Source organism: Flavobacterium gelidilacus DSM 15343, from assembly GCF_000422685.1.
Taxonomy (GTDB): domain Bacteria; phylum Bacteroidota; class Bacteroidia; order Flavobacteriales; family Flavobacteriaceae; genus Flavobacterium; species Flavobacterium gelidilacus.
The window spans coordinates 291,737-318,654 of the sequence record NZ_AUGN01000001.1 but is presented as its reverse complement, the minus strand read 5'-3'; the positions used below and the strand labels follow the sequence as shown (position 1 = coordinate 318,654).

At 29.4% G+C, this 26,918-nt stretch carries 25 protein-coding genes; 21 read left to right on the top strand and 4 right to left on the bottom strand.

All coding sequences use genetic code 11. From position 1 onward, the window contains the following. Position 1: 1 nt before the first annotated feature. The gene (locus G507_RS0101445) at positions 2-268 is read right to left on the bottom strand and encodes a hypothetical protein (RefSeq protein WP_026715815.1); all 267 of its coding nucleotides are present in this window, start codon (positions 266-268) and stop codon (positions 2-4) included. A gap of 64 nt (positions 269-332) precedes the next feature. After that, a complete protein-coding gene (locus G507_RS0101440) occupies positions 333-881 on the bottom strand; it encodes an RNA polymerase sigma factor (protein ID WP_026715814.1) in 549 nt (182 codons plus the stop codon). Positions 882-1,103: 222 nt separating this feature from the next. Between G507_RS0101440 and fabG the strand changes: the two genes are divergently transcribed. The 4 genes from fabG (at position 1,104) to G507_RS0101420 (ending at position 4,605) form a co-directional block, all read left to right on the top strand. Next, positions 1,104-1,850, top strand: a complete 747-nt coding sequence (gene fabG, locus G507_RS0101435) for a 3-oxoacyl-[acyl-carrier-protein] reductase (RefSeq protein ID WP_026715813.1) — start codon at positions 1,104-1,106, stop codon at positions 1,848-1,850. Between the two features lie 48 nt (positions 1,851-1,898). Then, positions 1,899-2,105, top strand: coding sequence for a GldL-related protein (locus tag G507_RS0101430; protein WP_157496454.1), 207 nt, complete (start codon positions 1,899-1,901; stop codon positions 2,103-2,105). A gap of 96 nt (positions 2,106-2,201) precedes the next feature. After that, positions 2,202-4,229 carry a hypothetical protein gene (locus G507_RS0101425; RefSeq protein ID WP_026715811.1) on the top strand — a complete coding sequence of 676 codons (2,028 nt, stop codon included), beginning with the start codon at positions 2,202-2,204 and terminating at the stop codon, positions 4,227-4,229. Positions 4,230-4,377: 148 nt separating this feature from the next. Next, positions 4,378-4,605, top strand: a complete 228-nt coding sequence (locus G507_RS0101420; RefSeq protein WP_026715810.1) for a CDGSH iron-sulfur domain-containing protein — start codon at positions 4,378-4,380, stop codon at positions 4,603-4,605. Between the two features lie 187 nt (positions 4,606-4,792). On the opposite strand, the gene G507_RS0101415 is transcribed toward G507_RS0101420, so the two are convergent. Both G507_RS0101415 and G507_RS0101410 read right to left on the bottom strand, forming a co-directional pair. After that, the gene (locus tag G507_RS0101415; RefSeq protein ID WP_026715809.1) at positions 4,793-5,887 is read right to left on the bottom strand and encodes a glycosyl hydrolase; all 1,095 of its coding nucleotides are present in this window, start codon (positions 5,885-5,887) and stop codon (positions 4,793-4,795) included. A gap of 70 nt (positions 5,888-5,957) precedes the next feature. Beyond that, positions 5,958-8,051, bottom strand: coding sequence for an alkaline phosphatase family protein (locus tag G507_RS0101410; protein WP_026715808.1), 2,094 nt, complete (start codon positions 8,049-8,051; stop codon positions 5,958-5,960). Between the two features lie 186 nt (positions 8,052-8,237). Between G507_RS0101410 and G507_RS0101405 the strand changes: the two genes are divergently transcribed. From G507_RS0101405 to hisF, 17 genes are all read left to right on the top strand, one after another. Next, the gene (locus G507_RS0101405; RefSeq protein ID WP_035665370.1) at positions 8,238-8,672 is read left to right on the top strand and encodes a thioredoxin family protein; all 435 of its coding nucleotides are present in this window, start codon (positions 8,238-8,240) and stop codon (positions 8,670-8,672) included. A gap of 32 nt (positions 8,673-8,704) precedes the next feature. Beyond that, complete coding sequence (locus G507_RS0101400) at positions 8,705-9,655, top strand: FAD:protein FMN transferase (RefSeq protein ID WP_084518911.1); 951 nt, start codon at positions 8,705-8,707, stop codon at positions 9,653-9,655. A 1-nt stretch (position 9,656) separates the two neighbouring features. After that, on the top strand, positions 9,657-9,866 hold the full coding sequence (locus G507_RS0101395) for a DUF4266 domain-containing protein (RefSeq protein ID WP_026715805.1): 210 nt from the start codon (positions 9,657-9,659) through the stop codon (positions 9,864-9,866). A gap of 9 nt (positions 9,867-9,875) precedes the next feature. After that, the gene (locus tag G507_RS0101390; protein WP_026715804.1) at positions 9,876-11,219 is read left to right on the top strand and encodes a DUF3570 domain-containing protein; all 1,344 of its coding nucleotides are present in this window, start codon (positions 9,876-9,878) and stop codon (positions 11,217-11,219) included. 82 nt (positions 11,220-11,301) lie between these two features. Then, positions 11,302-11,970, top strand: coding sequence for a response regulator transcription factor (locus G507_RS0101385; RefSeq protein ID WP_026715803.1), 669 nt, complete (start codon positions 11,302-11,304; stop codon positions 11,968-11,970). 6 nt (positions 11,971-11,976) lie between these two features. After that, positions 11,977-13,374, top strand: coding sequence for a sensor histidine kinase (locus G507_RS0101380; protein ID WP_026715802.1), 1,398 nt, complete (start codon positions 11,977-11,979; stop codon positions 13,372-13,374). 86 nt (positions 13,375-13,460) lie between these two features. After that, entirely contained in the window at positions 13,461-13,838 is a 378-nt protein-coding gene (locus G507_RS0101375; RefSeq protein WP_026715801.1) for a hypothetical protein, read from the top strand. 102 nt (positions 13,839-13,940) lie between these two features. Next, positions 13,941-18,278: a CusA/CzcA family heavy metal efflux RND transporter gene (locus G507_RS0101370; protein ID WP_026715800.1), complete on the top strand. Its 4,338-nt coding sequence runs from the start codon at positions 13,941-13,943 to the stop codon at positions 18,276-18,278. A 1-nt stretch (position 18,279) separates the two neighbouring features. Next, positions 18,280-19,395, top strand: coding sequence for an efflux RND transporter periplasmic adaptor subunit (locus tag G507_RS0101365; protein ID WP_035665365.1), 1,116 nt, complete (start codon positions 18,280-18,282; stop codon positions 19,393-19,395). A gap of 3 nt (positions 19,396-19,398) precedes the next feature. After that, the gene (locus G507_RS0101360; RefSeq protein ID WP_026715798.1) at positions 19,399-20,106 is read left to right on the top strand and encodes a VIT1/CCC1 transporter family protein; all 708 of its coding nucleotides are present in this window, start codon (positions 19,399-19,401) and stop codon (positions 20,104-20,106) included. A 253-nt stretch (positions 20,107-20,359) separates the two neighbouring features. After that, positions 20,360-21,217 carry an ATP phosphoribosyltransferase gene (hisG, locus tag G507_RS0101355; protein WP_026715797.1) on the top strand — a complete coding sequence of 286 codons (858 nt, stop codon included), beginning with the start codon at positions 20,360-20,362 and terminating at the stop codon, positions 21,215-21,217. Between the two features lie 35 nt (positions 21,218-21,252). Then, complete coding sequence (hisD, locus tag G507_RS0101350) at positions 21,253-22,542, top strand: histidinol dehydrogenase (RefSeq protein ID WP_026715796.1); 1,290 nt, start codon at positions 21,253-21,255, stop codon at positions 22,540-22,542. Further along, entirely contained in the window at positions 22,535-23,584 is a 1,050-nt protein-coding gene (hisC, locus tag G507_RS0101345) for a histidinol-phosphate transaminase (protein ID WP_026715795.1), read from the top strand. Before hisD ends, hisC begins: the two co-directional genes overlap by 8 nt. Beyond that, positions 23,577-24,713: a bifunctional histidinol-phosphatase/imidazoleglycerol-phosphate dehydratase HisB gene (hisB, locus tag G507_RS0101340; RefSeq protein ID WP_026715794.1), complete on the top strand. Its 1,137-nt coding sequence runs from the start codon at positions 23,577-23,579 to the stop codon at positions 24,711-24,713. Before hisC ends, hisB begins: the two co-directional genes overlap by 8 nt. After that, positions 24,713-25,294 carry an imidazole glycerol phosphate synthase subunit HisH gene (gene hisH / locus G507_RS0101335; RefSeq protein WP_026715793.1) on the top strand — a complete coding sequence of 194 codons (582 nt, stop codon included), beginning with the start codon at positions 24,713-24,715 and terminating at the stop codon, positions 25,292-25,294. The genes hisB and hisH overlap by 1 nt, the downstream gene beginning before the upstream one ends. Positions 25,295-25,416: 122 nt before the next feature. After that, positions 25,417-26,142, top strand: coding sequence for a 1-(5-phosphoribosyl)-5-[(5-phosphoribosylamino)methylideneamino]imidazole-4-carboxamide isomerase (gene hisA, locus G507_RS0101330; protein ID WP_026715792.1), 726 nt, complete (start codon positions 25,417-25,419; stop codon positions 26,140-26,142). Positions 26,143-26,144: 2 nt separating this feature from the next. Further along, positions 26,145-26,900 (top strand): imidazole glycerol phosphate synthase subunit HisF, encoded by a 756-nt coding sequence (hisF, locus tag G507_RS0101325; RefSeq protein WP_026715791.1) that lies wholly within the window; start codon positions 26,145-26,147, stop codon positions 26,898-26,900. Positions 26,901-26,918 lie beyond the last annotated feature (18 nt).

Below are 26,918 nucleotides of genomic sequence, written 5' to 3'. Positions count from 1 at the left end.
TTTAATATAATTGATTATCAGTTGTTTTAACTAAATCTGATAATTCATGATTTTGATTTGATTTTTGTTTGGTGTTCGCTAATATTCCAATATTTAAAGAAACTAATATCAAAATAGAAGCTGCAACTAGCCATTTTGTATAGCTTTCAGCAGGTTTTTCATCTTCTAACTTTGCTTGAATTTTACTTAACAAATCTTCATTTGGATTTACTTTAGTAATTCCATTAGTACTGTTTAGTATGTTTTCTATAAAATCTTCTTTTTTCATTTTATTCTGAACTTGTTTCAGAATCTTGCAATTCTGAGTTATTATAAAATTTAGACGCAACTATTTATTTTTTCTTGCGGTATTCTTCAAATTTATTTGATAATTTTTCTTTTAAAGTATTTTTGGCTCTAAAAACTAAGGATTCAATAGCAGAAATACTCATTTCCATAATTTCTGCTACTTCAGGATTACTTAATCCATCAACCTTTGCCAATATAAAGGCAGTTTTTTGATTTTCAGGCAAAGTATTAATTGTTTCGAACAAAACTTTGGCATCTTCTTTGTTTTCCAACAAAATTCCAGGGTGTTCAAAATCTGATGAATTGTTATATTCGTATTCATTTTCAGACTTGCGACCAAAAGAGAAAAAACTTTTTTTTGTACTCTTCTTCTTTATTAAATCTAAACTTTGATTAATAGTAATTCTATAAATCCATGTTTTTATATGAGATTCTTCTTTAAAACTATCTAAGGATTGATATACTTTAACAAAAACATCTTGTGTAACTTCTTCTGCATCTTCAATATTTTGCAAATAATTAAGCGCTACATTATAAACCAATACCTTATGGGTTTGATATAATTTGTTTAAATCAAAATGGTTTTTAGACATGTAATTGCAAGCGCTTTATACTTTGACGATAAAAGTAAATAATTCTTGCACGTAAAATCTTTAAAAATCTATTTTTTTAAAACATTAAAATAATAGTATATTTGGACTTTATATTTTAAACTGAATTAAGATGATATATTCAAACTTTCAAAACTGCATGTTTTAGTATAAAGTTGATTTGAATATTGCATATGACCTTTAAAAAACAATAAAAATATACATATGAAATTATTAGACGGAAAAGTTGCCATTATTACAGGAGCAAGTCGTGGAATTGGAAGTGGAATTGCAAAAGTATTTGCTGAACAAGGTGCAAATGTTGCTTTTACTTATAGTTCTTCTGCAGAATCTGCCTTGGTATTAGAAAACGAATTAAACGCTTTAGGAATTAAAGCAAAAGGATATAAATCAAATGCAGCAGACTTCAACGAAGCTCAAAAGTTAGTGGAAGATGTAATGGCTGAATTTGGAAATGTTGATGTATTGATTAACAATGCTGGAATTACAAAAGACAATTTGTTAATGAGAATGTCTGAAGAAGATTTTGATAAAGTTATCGAAATCAACTTAAAGTCTGTATTTAACATGACAAAAGCAGTTCAAAAAATCATGTTGAAAAACCGTAAAGGTTCAATCATAAATATGAGTAGTGTTGTTGGTGTGAAAGGTAACGCTGGACAAGCTAACTATGCAGCTTCAAAAGCTGGAATGATTGGTTTCACAAAATCAATTGCACTTGAATTAGGTTCAAGAAATATTCGTTGCAACGCAATCGCACCAGGTTTCATCGAAACTGAAATGACTGCAAAATTAAACGAAGATGTTGTAAAAGGTTGGAGAGAAGCTATTCCATTAAAAAGAGGTGGAACACCAGAAGATATTGCAAACGTTTGTGTGTTTTTAGCATGTGATATGAGTGCATATGTAACTGGGCAAGTTATTAATGTTGATGGAGGAATGCTTACTTAAATAGTTGGCAGTGATCAGTATTTAGTTAGCAGTTTAATAAAAATGAAAATGAAAAATAAATATTTAATTGCAATAATACTTTTTGGAGTTATAATTACCATTTTTGGAGCTTTAATAAAGATTATGCACTTTCAATTTGGTATAATTACAGGTAATTTATTGCTTTCAATAGGTATGTTAGCAGAAGTACTTGGAATAATACTGTTAATTATAAAACTTACTACCAATAAAAACAATAATTTTCTAAATAAATAATTTAAAATTTAAAATTTCGATATTAAACGGTTAGCTGTTATTTACTGTGAGCAAAACTGAACACTAATAACTGAATACTGAACACTAAAAAAAATAATGACTAAAACAACAATTCTCCTAATAACCTTATCTCTGATAATCGCTGGATTATTGTCGTTTTATCAATACTTATATAAAGTCAAGAACAAGTCAAAATTGAATTTGTTTTTGACTTTTTTGCGTTTTGTTTCTTATTTTACGGTGTTTTTGTTATTGATTAATCCAATTATTACTCGAAAAACGTTGGAAACTTCAAAAACTCCTTTACCTATATTTTTTGATAATTCGCAATCCATCAGTGAATTAGAGGCTTCTAAAAATACTAATAAAGTTTTTAAAGCTTTAAGCGAAAATAGCAAGTTGAAAGATAAATTTGAAGTTCAGACTTATTTGTTTGATGACGAGATTTATCAAGATAAGGCATTCGATTTCAAAGGAAAACAATCTAAAATTGATCAAGTTGCTAAAGATATCAAGCAATTGTACAAAGTACCAATTTTTCCTGTGATTTTGGTTACTGATGGAAATCAAACACAAGGAAGTGATTATATTTATTCTTTTCAGTCGAATGTGAATGTTTTTCCAGTAATTGTTGGTGATACTACAGAAGTGGAAGATTTAAAAATCAATCAGGTTAACGTCAATAAGTACGCGTTTTTAAAGAATAAGTTTCCAATTGAAGTCTTTGCTCAATATAATGGTCAAAAATCGATTACTGCAACAGTTACAATTTCAGAAAATGGAAGGACCGTTTTTAAAGAAAATGTAGCTTTTTCAGCAAAACAAAAAGTTAAAACAGTTAATGCTTTGTTGAATGCAAATTCAATTGGTGTTAAGAAATACACAGTTTCAATTTCAAGTAATTTATCCGAAAAGAATAAAACAAATAATACCAAATATTTTGCTGTTGAAGTATTAGACCAACGTAAAGAAATTGCCTTAATTTCATCCATAAATCATCCAGATTTAGGAGCAATTAAACGAAGTATTGAAGCTAATCAACAACGTAAAGTAACAATTCTTAAGCCAAAGGAAATTAGTGATTTAACAAAATACAATACTTGTGTTTTTTATCAACCAAATAACGAATTTTCTACCATTATAAGTCAAGCTAAAAAGTTAGGATTAAATGCTTTTTTCATTACTGGAAAGTCAACCGATTTTAATGTTATGAATCAATCGCAAACCGATTTGACCTTCAAAATGACTAACCAAAAAGAGAATTATGTTGCAAGTTATAACGAGCAATTTAATCTTTTTGCACAAGACAATATTAACTTCGAATATTTTCCACCTTTAGAAAACGGATTTGGTTCTGTGAAAACAAATAGTAATGTTTCGGTTTTATTAGGTTCAAAAATCAATAGAATAGAAGTAGAGATTCCAATGTTATGTTTTTCTGAAAATGGTCAAAATAGAAACGCATTCTTATTAGGAGAAAACATCTGGAAATGGAGAATCGAAAGTCACGTTAAAACGAAAGAATTCACGCAATTTGATACGTTTATGGATAAGATTATTCAATTTTTAACCACTAACAGTTCAAAAAAATCTTTAGTTGTTACGCACGAATCGTTTTACAATTCAGGTGAACCTATAGAAATTACAGCACAATTCTTCAATAAAAACTATGAATTTGATGAAAATGCTAAGCTTTCAATTGCTTTACAAAACAAAACCAAAAATACTTCAAAAACCTATGATTTCTTAAAAGGAAATAACGAATACAAGGTAAGTTTAGACAATTTAGAAGCTGGAAATTACAGTTTCACAGTTACTGAAAAGAATAGCAATACCAAATATTCGAGTTCGTTTGAAATTTTAGATTTCGAAATCGAAAAACAATTCGTAAACGCTGATAAAAATCGTTTAGAACAATTGGCTCAAAACACCAACGGAAAAGCCTTTTATCCAACAAATATTGATGCATTGGTTGATACTTTATTAGCTAATGACAACTATAAAGCCATTCAAAAAGAAATCGTTAAGAAATCTCCTTTAATTGACTGGGTTTGGTTATTGGTTTTATTAGCAATCGCTTTAGCTACGGAATGGTTTGTTAGGAAGTACAATGGTTTACTTTAAATTCATATTGTGATAATTCATCAAAGCTCATCTGAATTACAAAATAGAATTAAGATAAATTAGGGTTTTGAAGATATAAAATAAAACGAAAAGTAAAATTATAAGCATATATTTTGCCATCTTTGGCTACAAATAAATAAAGATTATTATGAGTAAAACAAAATTAACAATCAGCAACAACGGTTTTATTAAAATAGAAGGAGATTTCGAAATAACAGATGCTGAAGGTAATGTATACGGACTAGAAGGAAGAACAGCCTTAGGACTTTGTCGTTGCGGCTTATCTGCTAATAAACCTTTTTGTGATGGTTCGCATAGAAACAATTTTGAACATGAATCAAAAGCTTTTGATTTACCACCAATGAAAACAAAGTAAAATATACTTTTATTTACAATTTATAAAAAGCTGCATTGTATCGATGCAGCTTTTTTTTGGTATAAATGTTTTTATTAGTAATTAAAAATTTATATTTTCTGGGTTATTGGTTTTATTAGCAATTAGCTTAGTTACGGAATGGTTTAATTTAATTTAGAAAAGTTGTTTGTTCTAAATTACATAAAAGTTAGTTCTCTAATTTCTCAAATAAACTTGGTGAAGCTTTTAAATATCTTGGGTTCATCAATTCTTCTTTCCATTTTTTGCTAATTGAATCACTTATTTGAATGCGAGAATCTACTTGTTGAAATACGCTGTTAGTAATCCACATAGGCTGTTTTGACCAATTAGCGTTGATATAACTAAAAGCCTTGATAACATCTTTATTGTCATTAATGGTTTTAAAAAAAGGAGTGAACCATTTTTCCCAGGCTTCATAAGCCACTTTTGGATTATCTAAACGAGAATTAAAATACAAACCATCAATGCTTAAAGTCGGAGTAGCTTCAGCAATAAAAACAGGTTTTTGGTGTTTTCTGGCAAAAGTTAACATTTCCGTATCCGGATTATCAAAATAGGAGTAAGCACACCAATCTACAAATTCATCACCAGGATACCAATCATCTAAAACTTGCTGATTAGAACCATTTCCTTTGGATTGCCAAACAAAAGCTACATTAGCTACATTCATTTCTTTAAACTTAGTGTGAATGCGTTTCCAAGCCTCTAAATAGTATTTTTTCTTATAGTGATTCCAACTCCATCCGTCAAATTCGTAACCAATTCTCAGAAAAACAGGTCTTTTACTGTTTTTTATCCAAGTTCCTAATTCTCTAATTAAATCATCATGTTCTCCTAAAGCGACTTTTTTTTCATTGTCAACCATAGATAAACCTATAGAAATCATGGTGTTTTTAAAATCATCATCATCTAAAATACATTGTAAACAAGTATCACCAGCACCCCAATTTACAATCGATTTCAATCCATCATTTCCTTTTTGAAAATAACCATATGATTCTTTATTTGGTGTAAATCCAGTGTAAAGTGTAATTCCAGCCGGCATTTCAAAAGTATCACAGTAGCCTTTTGAATAGTTATCTAAACCACCAATTGCTTCTAAATCTTGACCAATAAAGACTAAACAATCATCATCATTTGGTTCAAATTTAGAACTAGTTTTATTACTAGAATTAACTTTGACTACTTGATTCTTATTTATTGAAGAACAACTAATAAAAAATGCAAAAAAAAGAGTACTATATAAGTTTACGATTTTCATAATAAAAAAATGAGTGCAAACAATTTTAAATGTTTGCACTCAAATTTAATGAATTTTGAACTATAAAATATTATTTTTCATATTTTTTCTTAGTCAACATATCAGAAGCTGTTTGGTAATAAGCCGTTGATTCTTTGATTAATTCTTGTCGTTTTGTTGTCATTAAAGTTTCATCATAGAAAATTCTATAATCTTCCTTTAGTTTTGGATTATCTACTTGTTTTAATGCAAACTGTTTTGATTGTTTTACTGGTGAAATAATCGTCAATATATTATCTTTTATAAATCCCAAATCTTGATACGTTGCAATAAAAGCTCTTGGTTTATAATCGTCTTTTAAAACATCTTGTCCGTAAAATTTACTGTCATAATCAAAGTTTAACAATCCAAAAAGTGTTGGCATTAAATCTATTTGCGACATCAATTTGTTGTTGTTTGTAGGTGCAATAAAACCTGGTGCGTAAATCATTGCTGGAATTCTGTATTTATCCATTGGCAATTCCGTTTTTCCTGAACTAGAAGCACAATGGTCAGCTACAATTACAAAAACCGTATTTTTAAACCATGGTTGTTTTGCAGCATTAGCAAAAAACTGTCTTAAAGCATAATCTGTATATTTTACACCACCATCACGAGATTTTATAGTTGGAGAAATATCAATTTTTCCATCAGGATACGTAAATGGTCTGTGATTACTAACCGTCATCCAATGATTAAAGAAGGGTTTCCCTGTTTTAGCTTCTTCATTCATGGTTTGAATAGCTTTGTTTCCCATGTCACCATCACAAACGCCCCAAATATTTGCAAAAGTAATTTCATCTGGTTTAATCGAATTTTTATCTACTATGTCATAACCATTTCCACTAAAAAAATCTTGCATGTTGTCAAAAAAAGCATCTCCACCGTAAAGATATTTCGTTTGATAGCCTTTTTTCTTAAAAACACTTGCTGTACTGAATTTGTTTTTATTGTCTTCACGTTTTACAACACTTTCTCCAGGAGTTGGAGGAATACAAAGTGTCATAGCTTCTAAACCTCTTACAGTTCTATTTCCTGTAGCATATAAATTTGAAAAATTCAAACTTTGCAAGGCCAATGAATCTAGGAATGGTGTAATGTTTTGTTCGTTTCCATACATTTTCATGTATTCAGCACTCAAACTTTCAATCGTAATCAAAACTACATTCATTCTAGTTTCCGTAGAATCTGAAGTTATAGTTCTTAATGTTGTATCATTTCCAATATTTGAAATCTGATTTTTCAATAAAGCATAAGCTTCGTTGTTTGGCATTGTTTCATAAAACTTAAAGAAATCCAATTCACTTTGCATAAAAGCACCATAGAATTTATATATTCCGTTGGCTTGTAATTCATTCGTAAAAACATTTGGAGAATCTTCTTGATTTGATAAAACAGGAATCATTTTTAGGGAAACTATAAACAATAAAGCATAAACAGCTACAATCTTGATTTTATCCATAAAAGTTGGTAAATTATCTAAATAACTCTTTGATTTTTTTACTATAATATAAGTCGAAAGTAAAGCAACTAATCCGACACCAGTAAATAATGGAACAACTGGATAAGATTCCATAATATTTCCGATAACTGTATTGGTATACACTAAATAATCTACGGCAATAAAGTTATAACGAACTCCAAATTCATTCCAAAAAAAGAATTCACTAACGGCATTTTGAATTATTATTAAGACAAAAATGAAAATTGTAATAGAAAAGACAGCTAGTCTAATGTTTTTTCTTTGTTTAGGAAAGAACAATAGAAGTCCAATTAATAAAGTTTTTATACCAACAAATCCAATTCCTAAAGCAGGCAAAACGCCACCATATTCATGTAAAATTGTTTTTCCCGATAAAATATAAATTAGCAAAGCTAAATAAGCACTAAACAATACATAACCCCAGGGTTTATTAAATTTTGAATCGGATAAAAATATAAGATACAACCATAAAAAAGCACTTGCCACGATAAAAATTAAAGTATCTGAAAGAAATCCAAAAAAGAAAATCTTAAGAATAGCAACAAAACCAAAATGGGATTGCGTTATTGGGTGAAATAATAGAATTATACGTAAAATAAAACCAACTAAAAGAAAAAATAAAGCTAGATTTTTAAAAGGTGTAATCTGTTTTGAAAAATTCATATTTATTAACTAATATTAAGATAAAATTGTAAAACAAAGATATTTTAGAACTTTATTTTTAAACTTAAGAATTGCTTAAGATTAACTTAATGTTAGATAATTCTTAACTTAATATTTACTTAAATAATTATAATTTCTAATACTATATAACTTAAGATTTCGTTATTTTGTATAAAATTATAAATTATGAATAGAGTAGTAATAATCATTTGTTTTTTAGTAACTTCTATTGTTTCTGCACAAGATTGGAAAACAAGTTTTGATGATGCTAAAACTGAAGCAGCAAAAGATGCAAAGAACATAATCTTAGTATTTTCTGGTTCTGATTGGTGTGCACCTTGTATTAAACTTGATAGATCAATTTGGCAATCTGATGCTTTTAAAAATGCTTCTTCGGAAAATTGGATTTTATTAAAGGCTGATTTCCCTAAGAAAAAAGCGAATGCGTTATCTGAAGAGCAAACAAAAATAAATCAAGAATTAGCTGAAATATATAATCCTGAAGGAAGTTTTCCTAAAGTTGTTATCCTAAATAATGAAGGAAAAGTACTTGGAATTATGGGTTATGAAAAAATAACAGCTGAAGAATATATCGTAAAACTAAAATCGTATACTAAGTAGTGAAAATATCATTGATTTTCATATCATTATTAATGTCGTTTGCAACTTTTAGTCAAGTTACTTTCAAGGAAAAGGCTTCTTTATTAGGAAGCCCTTTTGATATTACTGTTGTTGCCAAAGATTCAATTCAGGCAAATGCCTATACAAATGCAGCTATTGAAGAAGTAAAACGTATTGAAAATTTAATATCTGATTGGATTCCAACAACACAAATTTCTAGTGTGAATACTAATGCTGGAATTCAACCTATAAAAGTTGATCCTGAAGTTTATGATCTAGTGGAAAGAGCTTTAAAAATTTCAAAAGTAACAAACGGAGCTTTCGATATTTCTTATGCTTCAATGGATAGAATTTGGAAATTTGATGGCAGTATGATAAAAATGCCCTCAAAAGAAGAAATTAAGAAATCAGTTGAAAAAGTAGGATTTCAAAATGTAATTCTAAATCCAAAAGACACAACTATTTTTCTTAAAAATAAAGGAATGAAAATAGGTTTAGGTGGAATTGGTCAAGGTTATATTGCAGATAAAATTAAAGAGTTATTGAAATCAAAAGGTTGTGAATCGGGTTTAGTAAATGTTTCTGGTGATATCAGTACTTGGGGAAAGCAAATTGATGGAAATCCTTGGACTATTGCAATTATAAACCCAATGAATAAGAATAAAGTATTTGCTACATTTCCTTTAGAAGATACAGCTGTTGAAACTTCAGGAAGTTATGAAAAATACGTCACATTTAATGGCAAAAGATACTCGCATATAATAGATCCAAGAACTGGTTATCCAGCGAGTGGCATTGTAAGTATTTCGGTTTTTGCCAAACAAACAGAAATGGCAGATGCTTTGGCAACCGGAATTTTTGTAATGGGAGTTGAAGTTGGTCTTGACTTTGTAAATCAAATAAAAGGGCTAGAATGTATTATAGTAGATGATAAAGGAGTAATTCATACTTCAAAAAATATAGATTTAAAAAAACACGAATAAGATGAAAAAAGTAATGATAATTGCAGTTGTTTTGATAAGCTTACAATCTTGTAAAGCTGTGAAAGAATATGATATGCAAAAAATAAACGATACGACTATGAAATTGTCTGCTCAAACTACAGAACGATACGAAACTGCATTTCAAGTCTATAGAGAAGCTGCTGCAGGAGCAAATGGTGGAAAAACGGGTGGTGGTTGTGGTTGTAACTAAAAAAAAGAAATGAAAAAATTAATTATATATAGTCTTATTTTATTTTCAGGATTATCTTTTGCTCAAGTTAAGGATTCAATTGTTTATAAAAAACGTGTTTTAGAAAATACAGAAGTTGACTTTTTATTAAGTTACTATAAACAAGATGGAGTTCACTCTGCTGTTTCTGGAGGAATGGGTTCAGAAGACTTAACCGATGTTGCTTCAAATATTGTAGTTTCGATGCCTTTAAATGATGATGATATATTAACTGTTGACGCTGGAATTTCTGCTTACACTTCTGCTTCATCAAGTAATATTAACCCTTATGACAAAATCAATACGAATCCCTGGCAAGCTTCATCGGGTGCTTCTCAAAGTGATCAACTAACTTCTTTGGTTGTAAATTATAGTCATTCTAGTGATGATAGAAATTTTGTTTGGAATGCTGATATTTCGTTTTCAAATGAATACGATTATACATCGTTTGGTTTTGGAGGTGGAGTAGCCAAGCTTTTCAACAATAAAAACACAGAACTTTCTTTAAAAGCAAATGTATATTTAGATCAATGGCGACCAATCTATCCAAAAGAATTAATTGATTATGCTGATAACAAATTCTATTATAATGTTTTAGATGAAAATGGTAACACAACTTCTGCATACAATCCTTCTTTATTTTCTACTTTAGATAAAGTCAATCGAAATTCTTATTCAGCTTCTTTTGGGTTTTCTCAAGTAGCTACAAAAAACATGCAATTCTCCTTATTTTTTGATGTAATTCAACAACAAGGTTTACTTTCGACACCTTATCATAGAGTTTATTTTGCTGATAAAGCTGATTATTATGTAGGTCAAGCACAATATATTCCTGTTTATGAAACCACACAAAATCAAGGTGTTTATAAATTAGCAGATGATATTGAACGTTTACCCGATTCAAGGACAAAAATTCCAGTTGGTGCGCGATTGAACTATTATTTAAATGAAAGAGTCACTATAAGAACTTATTATAGGTACTATTGGGACAATTGGGACATAACATCTCACACAGCAAGTATCGAAGTGCCAATTAAGGTGTCAGATAAATTCACTGTTTTTCCGATGTATCGTTATTATACGCAACAACAATCTAAGTATTTTGCTGGTTTTGAAAAACATCTTTCAACAGAACAATATTATACTTCAGATTATGATTTATCTAGCTTCAATGCAAATCAATATGGTTTTGGAGTCAATTATGTTGATATTTTTACCAATTTTCAAATTTGGAAATTCGGTTTGAAAAATATTGATTTTAGATTCAATCATTACACAAGAAGTGATGGTTTAAATGCAAATATTGCTAGTATTGGATTTAAATTTGTGATGTAAACTTAATTTATGGTTAATGTTTTTTTCAGGCTTACATTAACAATTTAAATTATAGTAAATTTATGCAATAATAAATTTCAAAATGAAAATTTTAGTAATTGAAGATGAAATAGGTATTGCCAACTTTCTTAAACAAGGTTTAGAAGAGGAAGGATATGAAGTTTTAACAGCTTCAAATGGTCAATCTGGAATAGATTTAGCTTTGTCTGTTGACGTAGATTTAATTCTGTTAGATTGGATGTTACCAAAAGTTACTGGAATTGAAGTTTGTAAAACCATAAGAAAAACAAATCTTGATGTACCCATTTTATTCTTAACGGCAAAAGATACAGTTCAAGAAACTATTGAAGGTTTGCAAGCTGGTGCTAATGATTATATTAAAAAGCCATTTAGTTTTGAAGAATTGTTAGAACGCGTCAAAATATATTTTAGAAAGAACGCAGTTGTAAATATTTTAACTTTAGGAAATATTCAAATAAACTTATTAAAATATCAAGTTTTAATGGATGAAAAAGAAATTTCTCTTACCCAAAGAGAGTTTGAATTATTAACTTATTTAATTAAAAACAAAGGTAAAGTTTGTACCCGAAACCAAATTATTGAAGATGTTTGGAACATTCATTTTGAGTATGATACCAGCGTGATTGATGTTTTTATGAATGCTATCAGAAAGAAAATAAACCTTAGTAAAGAGAATGATTTAATTAAAACAATTCGTGGAGTAGGTTATATTGCAAATGATTTAAACTAAAGAAATATGCCATCATTTTCATACAGAAATAGAATTGCCTTTTATTACATAATCACAACAGCTTTGTTAATATCTGCTGTATTTACTGTAATTTATATTAGTGTTAAAGAATCTGTATATCGAGATATTGAAAACAATATTGCTTTAGAAAAAACAAAATTATTTGATGAGATAAGTATATCAGATGAAGGTTTCATTCTTATGGATCAAGATGAATGGAAAGAAAAAGAGCATAATACTTTAGATGTTAATCCAATATTTATTCAGTTTACAAATACTGAAGGAAAAATGTTTGACAAATCACCAAATCTAAAAAAATCACAACTTATATTCCATAAATCAGAAGAAGGTTTACCCTTATATTTTGATGCTAAATTAAATCAAATTTCAATAAGACAATCTCAAATTGATGTAACTTATAAAGAGAAAATGGTTGGTTATTTAATAATAGCTATGTCTTTAGAAGATGCTAATTTAGTGCTTCGTAATTTACGGTATACTTTATTATTAGCTTTTCCTTTAGTACTTGGAATATTATTTTTAGTAGCTAGATTTATTGTAGGAAGAAGTATTGAACCTGTCAAAACTATTATAGAAACTTCTAATAAAATAACAAAAGACAACCTTAATACAAGGATTTCACTTCCTGAAAATAAAGATGAATTATATGAATTATCAGATACTATAAATAATTTATTAAATCGAATTGAAAATGCAATCGAACGAGAAAAACAATTTACTTCAGATGCTTCTCATGAATTAAGAACTCCTTTAGCTATTATTAAAGGGACACTTGAAGTTTTAATACGTAAACCACGTGAAAAACAAGAATATGAAGATAAAATTAATTTCTGTATTCGCGAAGTTGATAGAGTTAATAAATTAGTTGATGAGCTATTGTTATTAGCACGATTTGAAAATGAAAAACAAAATATTAAATCAGAAAGTGTTTTATTAAATGCTCTTTTATTAGATACTTCAGCTCGTTTTTCTGAAAAAATTAAAGACAAACAATGTACAATAATTAACCTTTTTGATGATGAAATTTATATTCAATCCGATTATAATTTAGTTTCAATAATTCTTAGTAATATCTTTTCAAATGCTTTAAAATATTCTAAAGAAAACTCAAATGTTACAGTAAAATTATACAATGAAAACAATATTGTAAAATGTAGTATTACTGACGAAGGAATAGGAATTTCAGAAGAAGATAAAGATAAAATTTTCAATGCTTTTTTTAGATCAGAAAGCTTAAATCATCCAGACATTAAAGGAACTGGTTTAGGATTATCAATCGTAAAAAGACTTTGCGAATTATTAAGCATAACAATAAACATAGAATCACAATTAAACAAAGGAACTACAATAGTTTTAAGTTTTCCTGAAGAAGAAATTAAGTAACTCTTAATCTTTCTTAAAGTTAACTAGTTTATATTTGTGTGATTTAAGTTACATAGTAAAGTAATTTTTTTTACTAATTTTACAAGATGAATAAAGTAATTGCCATTTTTCTCATAACTATATTTTTGTGTGCCAACACATCAATAGGACAATTCTTGAAAATCCCTAATCTAATTGAACATTACAAAGAATACCAAACAGAAGTAAATAGTGATTCAAATTCTTTCACTCAATTTATAAAAGTTCATTATTCTAAAAACACAGACAATAATAAAAAAGAACATCAAAATTTACCTTTTAAAACGTTTGATAATTCTACTCATGTTTTATTTACATTTTCAACGGTAAGCTTTCGACTTGAAGTTATAAAATCACTAATTTCAGTCAAAAAGAAGTTTTTTTATAAAAATTCATTTAAGTCAAATTTATTTACTTCAATTTGGTTGCCACCTAAAATAGCCTAACATTTTATTGTATAGAAATTATGACTAATTTCTATTTTATTAATTATATTTATCTGTGAATGAGGTAAATAATTCTTTATTAATTATTCAATTTAATTAAAAATGTTAGAAAAAATTATAGCTTTTAGCTTAAAAAACAAATTCATAGTCCTATTATTTATTTTAGGAATTGTGGGTTTTGGAGTGTATTCAATCACTCAAATTTCAATTGGTGCAGTTCCTGATGTAACCAACAATCAAGTACAAGTAATTACAACTTCTCAAAATCTTTCTACGCAAGATATTGAACAATATATTACATATCCTGTAGAATTAGAAATGGCTAATTTACCTGGAGTGGAAGAAATTCGTTCTATTTCAAAATTTGGGTTATCAGTTGTTACTATCGTTTTTACTGATGAAATAGGAACGTATTTACCAAGGCAATTAATTGCCGAAAAAATTAAATCAGCTTCAGAAAAAATTCCTGCGGGTTTTGGTACTCCAGAAATGGGACCAATTACAACGGGTTTAGGAGAAATTTATCAATATACTTTAGAAGTAAAACCAGAATATAAAGATGAATATTCGGTAACTGATTTAAGAACCTTACAAGATTGGGTGGTTAAGCGTCAATTATCTGGTATAAATGGAGTTGTGGAAATCAATACTTGGGGTGGATATCTAAAACAATATGAAGTTGCAATAACACCTTCAGCTCTTAAAGCGATGGATATTTCAATTAATGATGTGTTTTCGGCTTTAGAGAAGAATAACAGTATTGCAGGTGGAGCTTACATTGAAAAAACCAATCAAAGTTATTTTATTCGTGGAGAAGGAAAAGTTAAATCTATTGAAGATATCAATAACATTGTCGTAAAAAATGTAAAAGGAAATCCTATTTATGTTAAAAATGTAGCCAATGTTCGTTATGGTTCAGCCAATCGTTTTGGAGCCATCACAGGAAATGGAGAAGGAGAAAAAGTGTTAGGTCAAGTCATGATGCTTAAAGGAGGAAACTCTAAGCAAGTTATTGATGATGTAAAAGCAAGAGTTTTAGAAATCGAAAAAACATTACCAAAAGGCGTTTATATCAACGGATTTTTAGAAAGAAGTGAATTAGTTGGAAAAACAACTTTCACAGTAGCTGAAAACCTTATTTTAGGTTGTTTGATTGTAATTTTCGTAGTGGTTTTATTATTAGGAAATTGGCGTTCAGGATTAGTAGTAGCTTCGGTAATTCCATTATGCTTACTTTTTGCAATTTCATTTATGAATATTTTCGGAATTGATGCTAACTTAATGAGTTTAGGAGCAATTGATTTTGGAATTATAATAGATGGAGCTGTAATTATAGTCGAGTTTATTGCCTTTCAAATCGCTCATAAATCCAAGCATTTAGTTGGATTATCTAAAGAAGACAGACAAGTTCAAATCGATGAAATAACCTATAAAAGTGCTTCAAAAATGATGAATTCGGCTGTTTTCGGTCAATTAATCATCTTAATTGTATTTATTCCTATATTATCGCTTTCTGGTGTGGAAGGAAAAATGTTTAAACCTATGGCAATGACTTTCAGTTTTGCTTTAGTTGGAGCTATGTTATTCTGTTTTACTTATGTTCCAGTGGTTTCATCATTATTCTTAAAACCAACTGCTGAAAATCCAAATTCACTTTCCAATAAATTAATTAATAAATTGAATTCTTGGTATTTACCTTCAATAACTTGGGCAATAGCCAATACAAAAAAGGTGTTATATGGTGCTTTAGGTTTATTGGTTTTTGCAATAGTTTTATTTACAACTATGGGTGGTGAATTTATTCCAACTTTAGATGAAGGTGATTTCGTAATTCAACCGGTTTTAAAAACTGGAACTTCTTTAACTAAAACTATTGAAACAACAACAAAAATCGAACAAATCATCTTAAAAAACTTTCCAGAAGTTGATCAAGTAGTTAGTAGGATTGGAGCCGCAGAAGTTCCAACAGATCCAATGAGTATGGAAGAAAGTGATGTGATTGTCAAATTAAAACCAAAATCAGAATGGGTTTCAGCTGATTCAAAAGACGAATTAGCTGATAAAATAAAAGAAGCCATCGAAAAGAAGATTCCGAATATGGAAATCGAATTCACGCAACCTATAGAAATGCGTTTTAACGAACTAATTTCTGGAACACGTTCAGATGTTGCTGTGAAGGTTTTTGGTGATGATTTAGAAGTATTAGCACGTAAAGCAGACGAAATTGCCAAAGCGATTAAAAACGTAGAAGGTGCTTCGGATATTATTATTGAAAAAACAGAAGGTTTACCTCAAATGGCTGTAACGTATAATAGAATGAAAATCGCTCAATTTGGGATGAATATAGCGGATTTAAATGATGTTTTATCTTTAGCTTTCGCAGGAAAAACGGTTGGAAATGTGTTCGAAGGTGAAAAACGTTTCGACATGGTAATTCGCTTAGATAAAGAAAATCGTTCTGGAATTCAAGATGTTAAAAATTTATATGTTTCGGCTCCAAATGGACAACAAATTCCATTACAAGAATTAGCAAATATTGAATACACAACTGGTCCAGCCAAAATTTCAAGAGATAATACCAATAGAAGAATTGTAGTTGGAATTAACGTTAGAAACCGAGATTTACAGAGTGTTGTTGATGATATTCAGAATATTGTAGATACTAAAATCAAATTACCAACAGGTTACAGAGTCACTTATGGTGGACAATTTGAAAACCTGCAAAGTGCCAAAGCTCGTTTGCTAATTGCTGTTCCAATAGCTTTATTTTTAATATTTATCTTATTATATTTTGCTTTTGGTTCTGTTAAAGAGGCTTTAATGGTGTATTCAGCGATTCCTTTATCTGCTGTTGGAGGAGTTTTATTTTTATGGATTCGCGATTTACCTTTCAGTATTTCAGCAGGAGTTGGATTTATTGCTCTTTTCGGAATAGCAGTTTTAAACGGAATTGTTTTAATCGAACATTTCAAAGAACTGAAACACGAAGGCATGAAAAATATAGATGAATTAATTCTAAAAGGCACAACTGATAGATTAAGACCTGTTTTATTAACAGCTGCTGCTGCTGCTTTAGGATTTTTACCTATGGCAATTTCATCATCAGCGGGTGCAGAAGTGCAAAGACCTTTAGCAACGGTTGTAATTGGTGGTTTATTCACAGCTACTTTATTAACTATGTTAGTTTTACCTGTTTTATATAAAATTATGGATACCAAAGAATTTAAAAAACCAAAATTTAAAAAACATACATCAGGAACTTATATCATTCTGTTTTTCCTATTTACAGGTTTCGGATTTGCTCAAAACAACAACCCTGAATTAGATAGTTTAGTTTCAAAAGGAATTGCTAATAATAAGAATATCAAATCAATACAGTTACAAGTAGATAAATCAAAAGCATCTATAAAAACAGCGTATTCTATTGATAAAACCAATATTTATTACAGTTATGACCAGAATAACTTACCTGCAAATAATATTCCGTTAAAGGTTTTTGGAGTACAGCAAAGTTTTGCTTTTCCTACAGTTTATGGAGCTCATAAAAGAGTGCTACAAGCTGAATATGAGAAAGAAAACTCAAATTTGAATTTACAGAAAAGTCAATTGACTCGTGAAATTTCTTCAGTTTATAATCAAATCGTATTTGTACAACATCAAGAAAAATTATATAATTACTTAGATAGTTTGTATCAAAACTTTTCAAAAGCAAGTGATAGAAGATTCGAATTAGGAGAAAGTAATTACTTAGAAAAAATTACAGCTCAGGCTAAATTTCGTCAAATTAACACCAAATTAATTCAAATTAAAACGGATAAAATTGGGTTTTATGACAAGCTTAAATCTTTAGTGCAAACAGATGAAAAATTAGTGATTTCTTCAACAGAATTAAAAGCAGAAAATAATTTAAGTAATGCTAACAATAAGGAATTATACAATTCATATTATGAGAATGTTACAGATGTTTATAAAAAACAAATATCTTTTCAAAAACAACAAGCTTTACCCGATTTGCATTTAGAATATTTTCAAGGAAAAAACACAGGCTTATCTTCATCTTTATATGGATTTCAACTAGGAGTTTCTATTCCTTTATTCTATAATGGAAATGTGGCCAAAAACAAAGTGGCTAAAATTGAATTACAAAGTTGGGAAGCTCAAAAAGAAAATGAAATGTTTAAAATCGAAGCACATTTAAGCCAACAGAAACAAACTTTAGAAAAATTTCAAGAAGGAATTAATTACTATAATCAATATGGAAAGAAATTATCCGAAGAAATTATAAAAGTAGCAGACATGAGCTACAAACATGGTGAAATTGATTTTTTTCAATACATAATGAGTTTAGAAAACGCAACATCTATTCAAATGGATTATTTAGAAACTCTTTTACAATACAACTTAACGCAATTAAATTTACAATACATAACCTTAAATTAAAATGAAAAAGCTACTATATATATTTCTATCAGGATTACTCTTAACAGCTTGTAAAAAAGAAGTTTCAGAAGAAACTGTTTCAAAAAACGAAGACGAAATTTCAATTTCAAAAGAACAATTTCAAACCATGAAAATGGAAATTGGTTCTCCAACTGAACAAGATTTTAATGTTGGAGTAAAAGCAACCGGAAAAATAGATGTTCCACCAGAAAATAGAGTTAAAATCACTTCATTTTTAGGAGGTTACATCAAATCAACGCATTTATTAATTGGTGATAAAATCAAAAAAGGACAAGCTTTAGTAACTCTTGAAAATACTGAATTCATTGACATTCAGAAGGATTATTTAGAAGTGGCTGAACAAATCAGCTATTTAAAATCTGAATATGAAAGACAAAAAACCTTGTATGATGAAAAAATCACTTCCCAAAAAAACTATCTAAAAGCAGAAAGTGATTATAAAAGAGCTAATGGAATGTACCAAAGTTTAAAAAAGAAATTACAGGTTTTAAACATTTCTCCGGCACAAGTTCAGAAAGGAAATTTGACTTCAACTATTACGATTTATGCACCAATTGCTGGTGATGTAACGGTTATGAATGCAAATGTGGGAATGTTTATGGCTCCTTCAGATATTATTTTAGAAATTGTAGATACAGATCATTTACATGTTGAATTAGCTGTTTTTGAAAAAGATATACTTCAAATTAAAGAAAATCAAAATATTGTTTTTACGGTTCCTCAAGCTTCAAATGAAGAATTTAAAGCTAAAGTAGTTTTGGTAGGAAAATCTATTGAAGGAAATGACAGAACAATCATGATTCACGGACATTTAGATGATGCAATAAAACAACGATTATTAACTGGAATGTTTGTAGAAGCAACAATTTTAACAGATTCTAAAAAAGGATTAGCTATTCCAATTGATGCTTTAATTACTGAAAATGATAAAAATTATGTACTTTTAATTAAAAATAATTCAAAAGTTGATTATATCTTTGAAAAAACAGAAGTCAAAGTAGGAGAGAAGTCAGCCGATTCTATAGAAATTATTGAAAGTAATAAAGTAAACAAAAAATCAAAAATACTCACAAAAGGTGTATTTGATAGCATTTAATATATGGAAAATCAAGCAGATGACTATTTAGACAATCATTACATTCACAAAAGCAATTGGTTAAGAGCTGCTGTTTTAGGTGCTAATGACGGAATACTTTCAACCTCAAGTATTGCTATTGGTGTTGCAGCAGCAAGTGAATTTCGTGAACCAGTGATATTAGCAACTTTAGCTGGATTAGTAGCTGGAGCTTTATCAATGGCTGCAGGTGAATACGTTTCAGTAAGTTCTCAAACGGATGTTGAAAAATCCGATATAGAACGTGAAAAAATTGAATTAGAAGAAATGCCAGAATTAGAATTGCAACGTTTAGCAGAAATCTATGTAGAAAGAGGTTTAAAAAAAGAAACTGCAATGCAAGTTGCATTAGAATTAACTGAACATGATGTTTTAGGAGCACATATAAGAGATGAATTGGGAATAAATGAAATAAGTCAAGCAAAACCTTTACAAGCTGCTTTAGCTTCAGGAGCTTCGTTTACCGTTGGAGGCGTTTTACCTTTTTTGGTAACTTTATTTTTGCCTATAAAAACGATGGAATATTCACTATATATTTCTGCTATTTTATTTCTAGCTTTTTTAGGAGCTTTAGCAGCAAAAACAGGTGGTTCAAGTATGTCAAAAGCAGTGATAAGAGTCACTTTTTGGGGTACAATTGCCATGGTACTTACAGCTCTAGTTGGTCACTTTTTCGGAGTCCAACTAGCTTAAACAAACTATAAATTTTCATAAAAATTTGTTTATTCAGAAATTATGCCTTTATATTTGCACTGTTAAAAATAACAAAATATCATGTTTACAAATAAATTACATCATCATCATCATTTAAACCACGCTCAAGCTAGGTAATGATGTTTTTATGTAATACACTAAAATAAATTATAAACCCGTTTGAGTATATCAAACGGGTTTTTTCTTTCCAAGAAATAGCAAGTGATATATTCAGACATTTCTCAAAATTAAAATGAAAATATTAAAAATTGCTATTCAAAAATCAGGTCGCTTGTACGACGAAAGTATTCAACTCTTAAAAGATTCAGGTATTTCTGTTTACAATGGAAATGACCAACTAAAAGTAACAGCTTCCAATTTTCCTCTTGAAGTTTACTTCTTAAGAAATTCAGATATTCCACAATATTTAATAGATGGAGTAGTAGATATCGCTATTGTTGGAGATAATCTTTTAGTAGAAAAAGGAAAAAATATTGAAATAGCTGAAAAATTAGGTTTCTCAAAATGTAAAGTTTCTGTAGCTGTTCCTAAAGCATTTAAATACAATTCTATAAATGATTTAAATGGATTAAGAGTTGCGACTTCTTATCCAAAAACAGTAATTGATTATTTTTCATCTAAAGGAATTTCGGTTGACATTCACCAAATTTCAGGTTCCGTTGAAATCGCTCCAAATATTGGTTTATCAGATGCAATTGTAGATATCGTTTCTAGTGGAAGTACTTTATTCAAAAACGGTTTAAAAGAAGTAGAAGTCATTTTAAAAAGTGAAGCTGTTTTAGCTGTTTCTCCTCAAATTTCTGAAGAATCAAAAGCTTTATTAAGCAAACTTCAATTCAGAATGCAATCAGTTTTACGTTCTAGAAAATCTAAATATATTCTAATGAACGTTCCTAATGACAAAATAGAAATTATAAGTTCTATTCTTCCTGTTTTAAAAAGTCCAACTGTTATGCCTTTAGCAGAAGAAGGATGGAGTAGTGTTCATTCTGTGATTGAAGAAGACACTTTTTGGGATGTTATTGACCAATTAAAAGAAGCTGGAGCAGAAGGAATTTTAGTTTGTCCAATCGAAAAAATGGTTCTTTAACAAATTACTTTTTACTAATCATTAATTATTTAAAAATGAATAAAATATATAATCCACAATTAAAAAACTGGGAAGAAATCTTAAAAAGACCTACTCAAACTTTTGATGATGTTGAAGAAACGGTAAAACAAATCTTTAAAGAAGTTCAGAGAAAAGGGGATAAAGCTTTAGCAAAATATACTTCTTATTTTGATGGTGTAGAATTAGAATCAATTCTTGTTACTACTGATGAAATTCAAAAAGCAGAAACAGAAATTTCTCAAGATTTAAAAGAAGCTATTCAATTAGCAAAATCAAATATTTTGAACTTTCACAAAGCTCAAAAAACCGAAAAAATAAGTATTGAAACCACAGAAGGAGTTCAATGTTGGCAAGAAAAAAGACCGATTCAAAAAGTTGGTTTGTATATTCCAGGTGGTTCTGCTCCTTTGTTTTCAACAGTTTTGATGTTGGCTGTTCCAGCTAAAATTGCTGGTTGCAAGGAAATTATATTATGCACACCACCAGATAAAAACGGAAATATCAATCCAGCTATCTTATATGCAGCTTCACTTTGCGGTGTGACTAAAATATATAAAGTTGGTGGCATTCAAGCTATTGCAGCGATGACATTTGGAACGAAAACAATTGATAAAGTCTACAAAATTTTCGGACCTGGAAACCAATTTGTAACGATTGCAAAGCAATTTGCTTCTCAAAACGGAGTAGCTATTGATATGCCTGCTGGACCAAGTGAATTACTAGTTTATGCTGACGAAACAGCTGTTCCTTCTTTTGTTGCCTCTGATTTATTGAGTCAAGCGGAACACGGAAAAGACAGTCAAGTTGTTTTAGTAACGACTTCAAAAAACATGTTAAATGACGTTGAAGAAGAAATTTATAAGCAATTAGAAGTTTTACCTAGAAAAGAAATTGCTCAAGTGGCAATCAATAATTCAAAGTTAATTTTTATGGATTCAGAGGAAGAAGCTTTGAAATTAATTAATGAATATGGTCCAGAACACTTTATTGTATGTTCAAAAAATGAAGATTATTTCCTTGAAAATATAGAAAATGCAGGTTCGGTTTTTATCGGAAACTTTACACCTGAAAGTGCTGGTGATTATGCATCAGGAACAAATCACACATTACCAACTAATGGATACTCAAAAAGTTACAGTGGTGTAAATTTAGATAGCTTTCTAAAAGCCATGACTTTTCAAAAAATATCACAAAAAGGAATCCAAAATATTGGTAAAGCTATTGAACTTATGGCTGAAGCTGAAGGATTACAAGCTCACAAAAATGCCGTTTCACTAAGATTAAATACTTTAAAAAATGACTAATTTCGATATCAACAAACTGACAAGAACAAATGTTTTGAACATGAAACCTTATTCATCAGCTCGAGATGAATTTAAAGATTTCAAACACGAAATGATTTATTTAGACGCTAACGAAAATCCATTTGATAACAGTGTAAATCGCTATCCAGATCCACAGCAATTAGAGCTAAAAGAACTTCTTGCCGAAAAAAGAGATGTTAAAGTTGAAAATATCTTATTAGGAAATGGTAGTGACGAAGTACTGGATTTATTATACAGAGCTTTTTGTGAACCTTATAAAGATAATGTAATCACATTGCCTCCAACATATGGCATGTATGAAGTATTAGCCAATATAAACGCCGTAGAAAATAGAGCAGTTCTTTTAACTGATGATTTTCAACCCAATGCTGAAGCTATATTAAGTAAAACAGATGAAAACACTAAAATTTTGTTTTTGTGTTCTCCAAATAACCCAACTGGTAACTCTTTTTCAGACAAAATCGTATTTGACTTGTTAAGTAATTTTAGTGGTTTGATTTTGATTGATGAAGCCTATATTGATTTTTCTGAGAAAGACAGTTGGTTATTATTGTTAAAAGAATATCCCAATTTAGTAATATGCCAAACATTATCTAAAGCTTATGCAATGGCTGGAATGAGAATTGGAATTTTATATGCTTCTGCTGAAATAATTTCAGTACTAAACAAAATAAAACCTCCATATAACATCAATATACTTTCACAAGAAAAAGCGCTTAAGAAAATACAACAAAGCACATTAGATTTTCAAGTTAAAAAAATTTTAGTAGAGCGAGATAAATTATTTGAAGCTTTAAAAACGGTAGATTTTATCGAAAAAGTTATACCTTCAGATGCTAATTTTATTTTAGTAAAAGTAGATGACGCTGATTTGCGTTACCAACAATTTATAGATAACGGAATTGTTGTTAGAAACAGAAGCAATCAACCTTTATGTGATAATTGCTTACGAATAACAATTGGTACAAAAGACGAAAATGAAAAAGTGATACAACTTTTAAAAACACTGCAATATGCCTAAAAAAGTACTATTCATCGATAGAGATGGAACGATAATAAAAGAAACGCTAGACGAACAAATCGATGCGTTTGATAAAATGATTTTTTATCCAAAGTGTATTCCTTTCTTGAGCAAAATTGCTAAAGAATTGGATTATGAATTAGTAATGATAACTAATCAAGATGGTTTAGGAACTAATATTTTTCCTGAAGACACTTTTTGGCCTGTTCACAACTTCATAATGAAAACCTATGAAAATGAAGGAGTTGTCTTTGATAAAGTCTTTTTAGACAGAACCTTTCCAAAAGATAATGCCAATACAAGAAAACCTGGAACTGGATTATTAACTGACTATTTTTCTAAAGCTTATGATCTAGAAAATTCATTTGTGATTGGTGACCGATTAACTGATGTTGAGTTAGCTAAAAATTTAGGTTCAAAAGCAATATTTATCAATGATAATACAAATTTAGGAACTACAGAAATCTCTGTAAAACAAGAAGAATTACAACCAACAATCGGTTTAGAAACAAATGATTGGGAAAAGATTTATGAATTTCTTAAATTGGAAAGTAGAACAGCTTCAATTCAAAGAAAAACAAATGAAACAGATATTGCAATAACATTAAATTTGGATGGAACTGGAAAAAGTAACATTGATACCGGAATTGCCTTTTTTGATCACATGTTAGATCAAATTGCTCGTCACGGACAAATGGATTTGGATATTCAAGTCAAAGGTGATTTAGAAGTAGACGAACACCACACAATCGAAGACACAGCTATAGCTTTAGGAGAAGTTTACGCAAAAGCTTTAGGAAACAAATTAGGCATAGAAAGATACGGATTTTGTTTACCAATGGATGATTGCTTAGCACAAGTTGCCATAGATTTTGGAGGAAGAAATTGGTTAGTTTGGGAAACTGAATTCAAACGAGAAATGATTGGACAAATGCCAACCGAAATGTTTTTTCACTTCTTTAAATCCTTTACCGATGGAGCAAAAGCAAACTTAAACATAAAAGCCGAAGGAACAAACGAACACCACAAAATTGAAGCAATTTTCAAAGCTTTCGCTAAAGCTATAAAAGTTGCTGTTAAACGTGATGTAGAAAAAATGATTTTACCATCTACAAAAGGAATGCTATAATGAATATTGTAATAATTGATTATGGTGCTGGAAATATTCAAAGTATTCAATTTGCCTTAGAAAGATTAGGTTTTGAGGGTATTTTGAGTAATAATTGGGATGAAATTCAAAAAGCAGATAAAGTTATTTTTCCTGGTGTTGGTGAAGCGAGTAGTGCTATGAAAAAGTTGAAAGAAAGCGGTTTGGATAAATTAATTCCAACGTTAAAACAACCTGTTTTAGGCATTTGTTTAGGAATGCAATTATTATGCAATTCAACCGAAGAAGGAAATACAAAAGGACTTGGAATTTTTGATGTTGAAGTGGTGAAATTCTCGTCTAAAGTCAAAGTTCCTCAAATGGGTTGGAATACAATTTATAATTTACAAAGTCCTTTATTTAAAAGGATTAATGAAAATGAATTCATGTATTTGGTTCATAGTTTTTATGCGAAAAATTGTAAAGAAACCATCGCAACGACCAATTACGAAGTAGAATATAGTTCCGCTTTACAAAAAAATAATTTCTACGGAGTTCAATTTCACCCAGAGAAAAGTGGTGTTTTCGGAGAACAAATTTTGATAAACTTTCTAAACCTATAATAATAAAAGAGAAGGAACACAGATTTGAGAAATAAGAGAAATTATTAAAAAATTTAGTAAGTAATGAAGATTATATAAATTTCTCAAATTATAACAATCTGTGTTCCAAAAAAAATATGAAAATGAGAATAATCCCAGCCATAGATATAATAGACGGAAAATGTGTCCGTTTATCCAAAGGAGATTACAATACGAAGAAAATATATAATGAAAATCCATTAGAAGTTGCCAAATCTTTTGAAGATGCCGGAATTGAATACTTACATTTAGTAGATTTAGATGGTGCAAAATCGAGTAAAATAATTAATCATAAAGTATTAGAAGAAATTGCATCAAAAACAAAGCTAAAAATTGACTTTGGTGGAGGATTAAAAACCAATGATGATTTAAAAATTGCTTTTGAAAGTGGAGCAAATCAGATTACTGGAGGAAGTATTGCTGTAAAAAATCCGACTTTGTTTAAAGAATGGATTTCAATTTATGGAACTGATAAAATCATACTTGGAGCTGATGCAAACAATAAAAAAATTGCGGTTTCTGGATGGTTAGAAGAAAGTAATGAAGAAGTCATTCCTTTTATTCAAAACTATCAAAAAGATGGAATTTCGTATGTAATTTGTACAGATATTGCAAAAGATGGCATGTTAGAAGGCCCAAGTTTTGACTTATATAAAGAGATTTTAGCTTCATGTGAAAAAGTAAAATTAATAGCTTCTGGAGGAATTTCAACTTTTGATGAATTACCAAAATTAGCCGAATTAGGATGTGAAGGAACAATCATAGGAAAAGCAATTTACGAAGGAAGAATTTCCTTGAAACAATTAGAAAACTTCATTTTAAACCAATAAGAATGTTAACAAAGAGAATAATTCCATGTTTAGACATCAAAAATGGTAGAACTGTAAAAGGTGTCAATTTTATGGATTTGAAAGATGCAGGTGATCCTGTTGAATTAGCTAAAAAATATTCAAAAGAAGGTGCTGACGAACTGGTTTTTCTAGATATTTCAGCTACTGAGGAAAGAAGAAAAACATTAATTGATTTGGTTCGAAATGTAGCAAAAGCGATCAATATTCCATTTACGGTTGGTGGTGGAATTAGTTCTGTGGAAGATGTTTCTATTTTACTAAAAAATGGAGCTGATAAAGTTTCAATCAATTCATCTGCAGTAAAAAATCCAAATTTGATTAACGAACTAGCTCAAGAATTTGGTAGTCAGTGCGTAGTAGTTGCCATAGATGCTAAACAAATTGATGGCAATTGGATGGTACATTTAGTAGGAGGAAAGGTTCCAACTGAATTAAACCTATTTGATTGGGCAATTGAAGTAGAAAAAAGAGGTGCAGGTGAAATTTTATTCACATCGATGAATAACGACGGAACTAAAAACGGATTTGCCAATGAAGCTTTAGCTAAACTTTCAACTTTAGTCAATATTCCAATTATAGCTTCAGGTGGAGCAGGAACAATGCAACATTTTGCAGACACATTTCTCGAAGGAAAAGCTGATGCAGCACTAGCAGCAAGTGTTTTTCATTTCCAAGAAATTGAGATTCCTGAATTAAAAAAACATTTAAAAGAACAAAACATAGAAATACGAATGTAAGTTTTAAAAAAATTATGA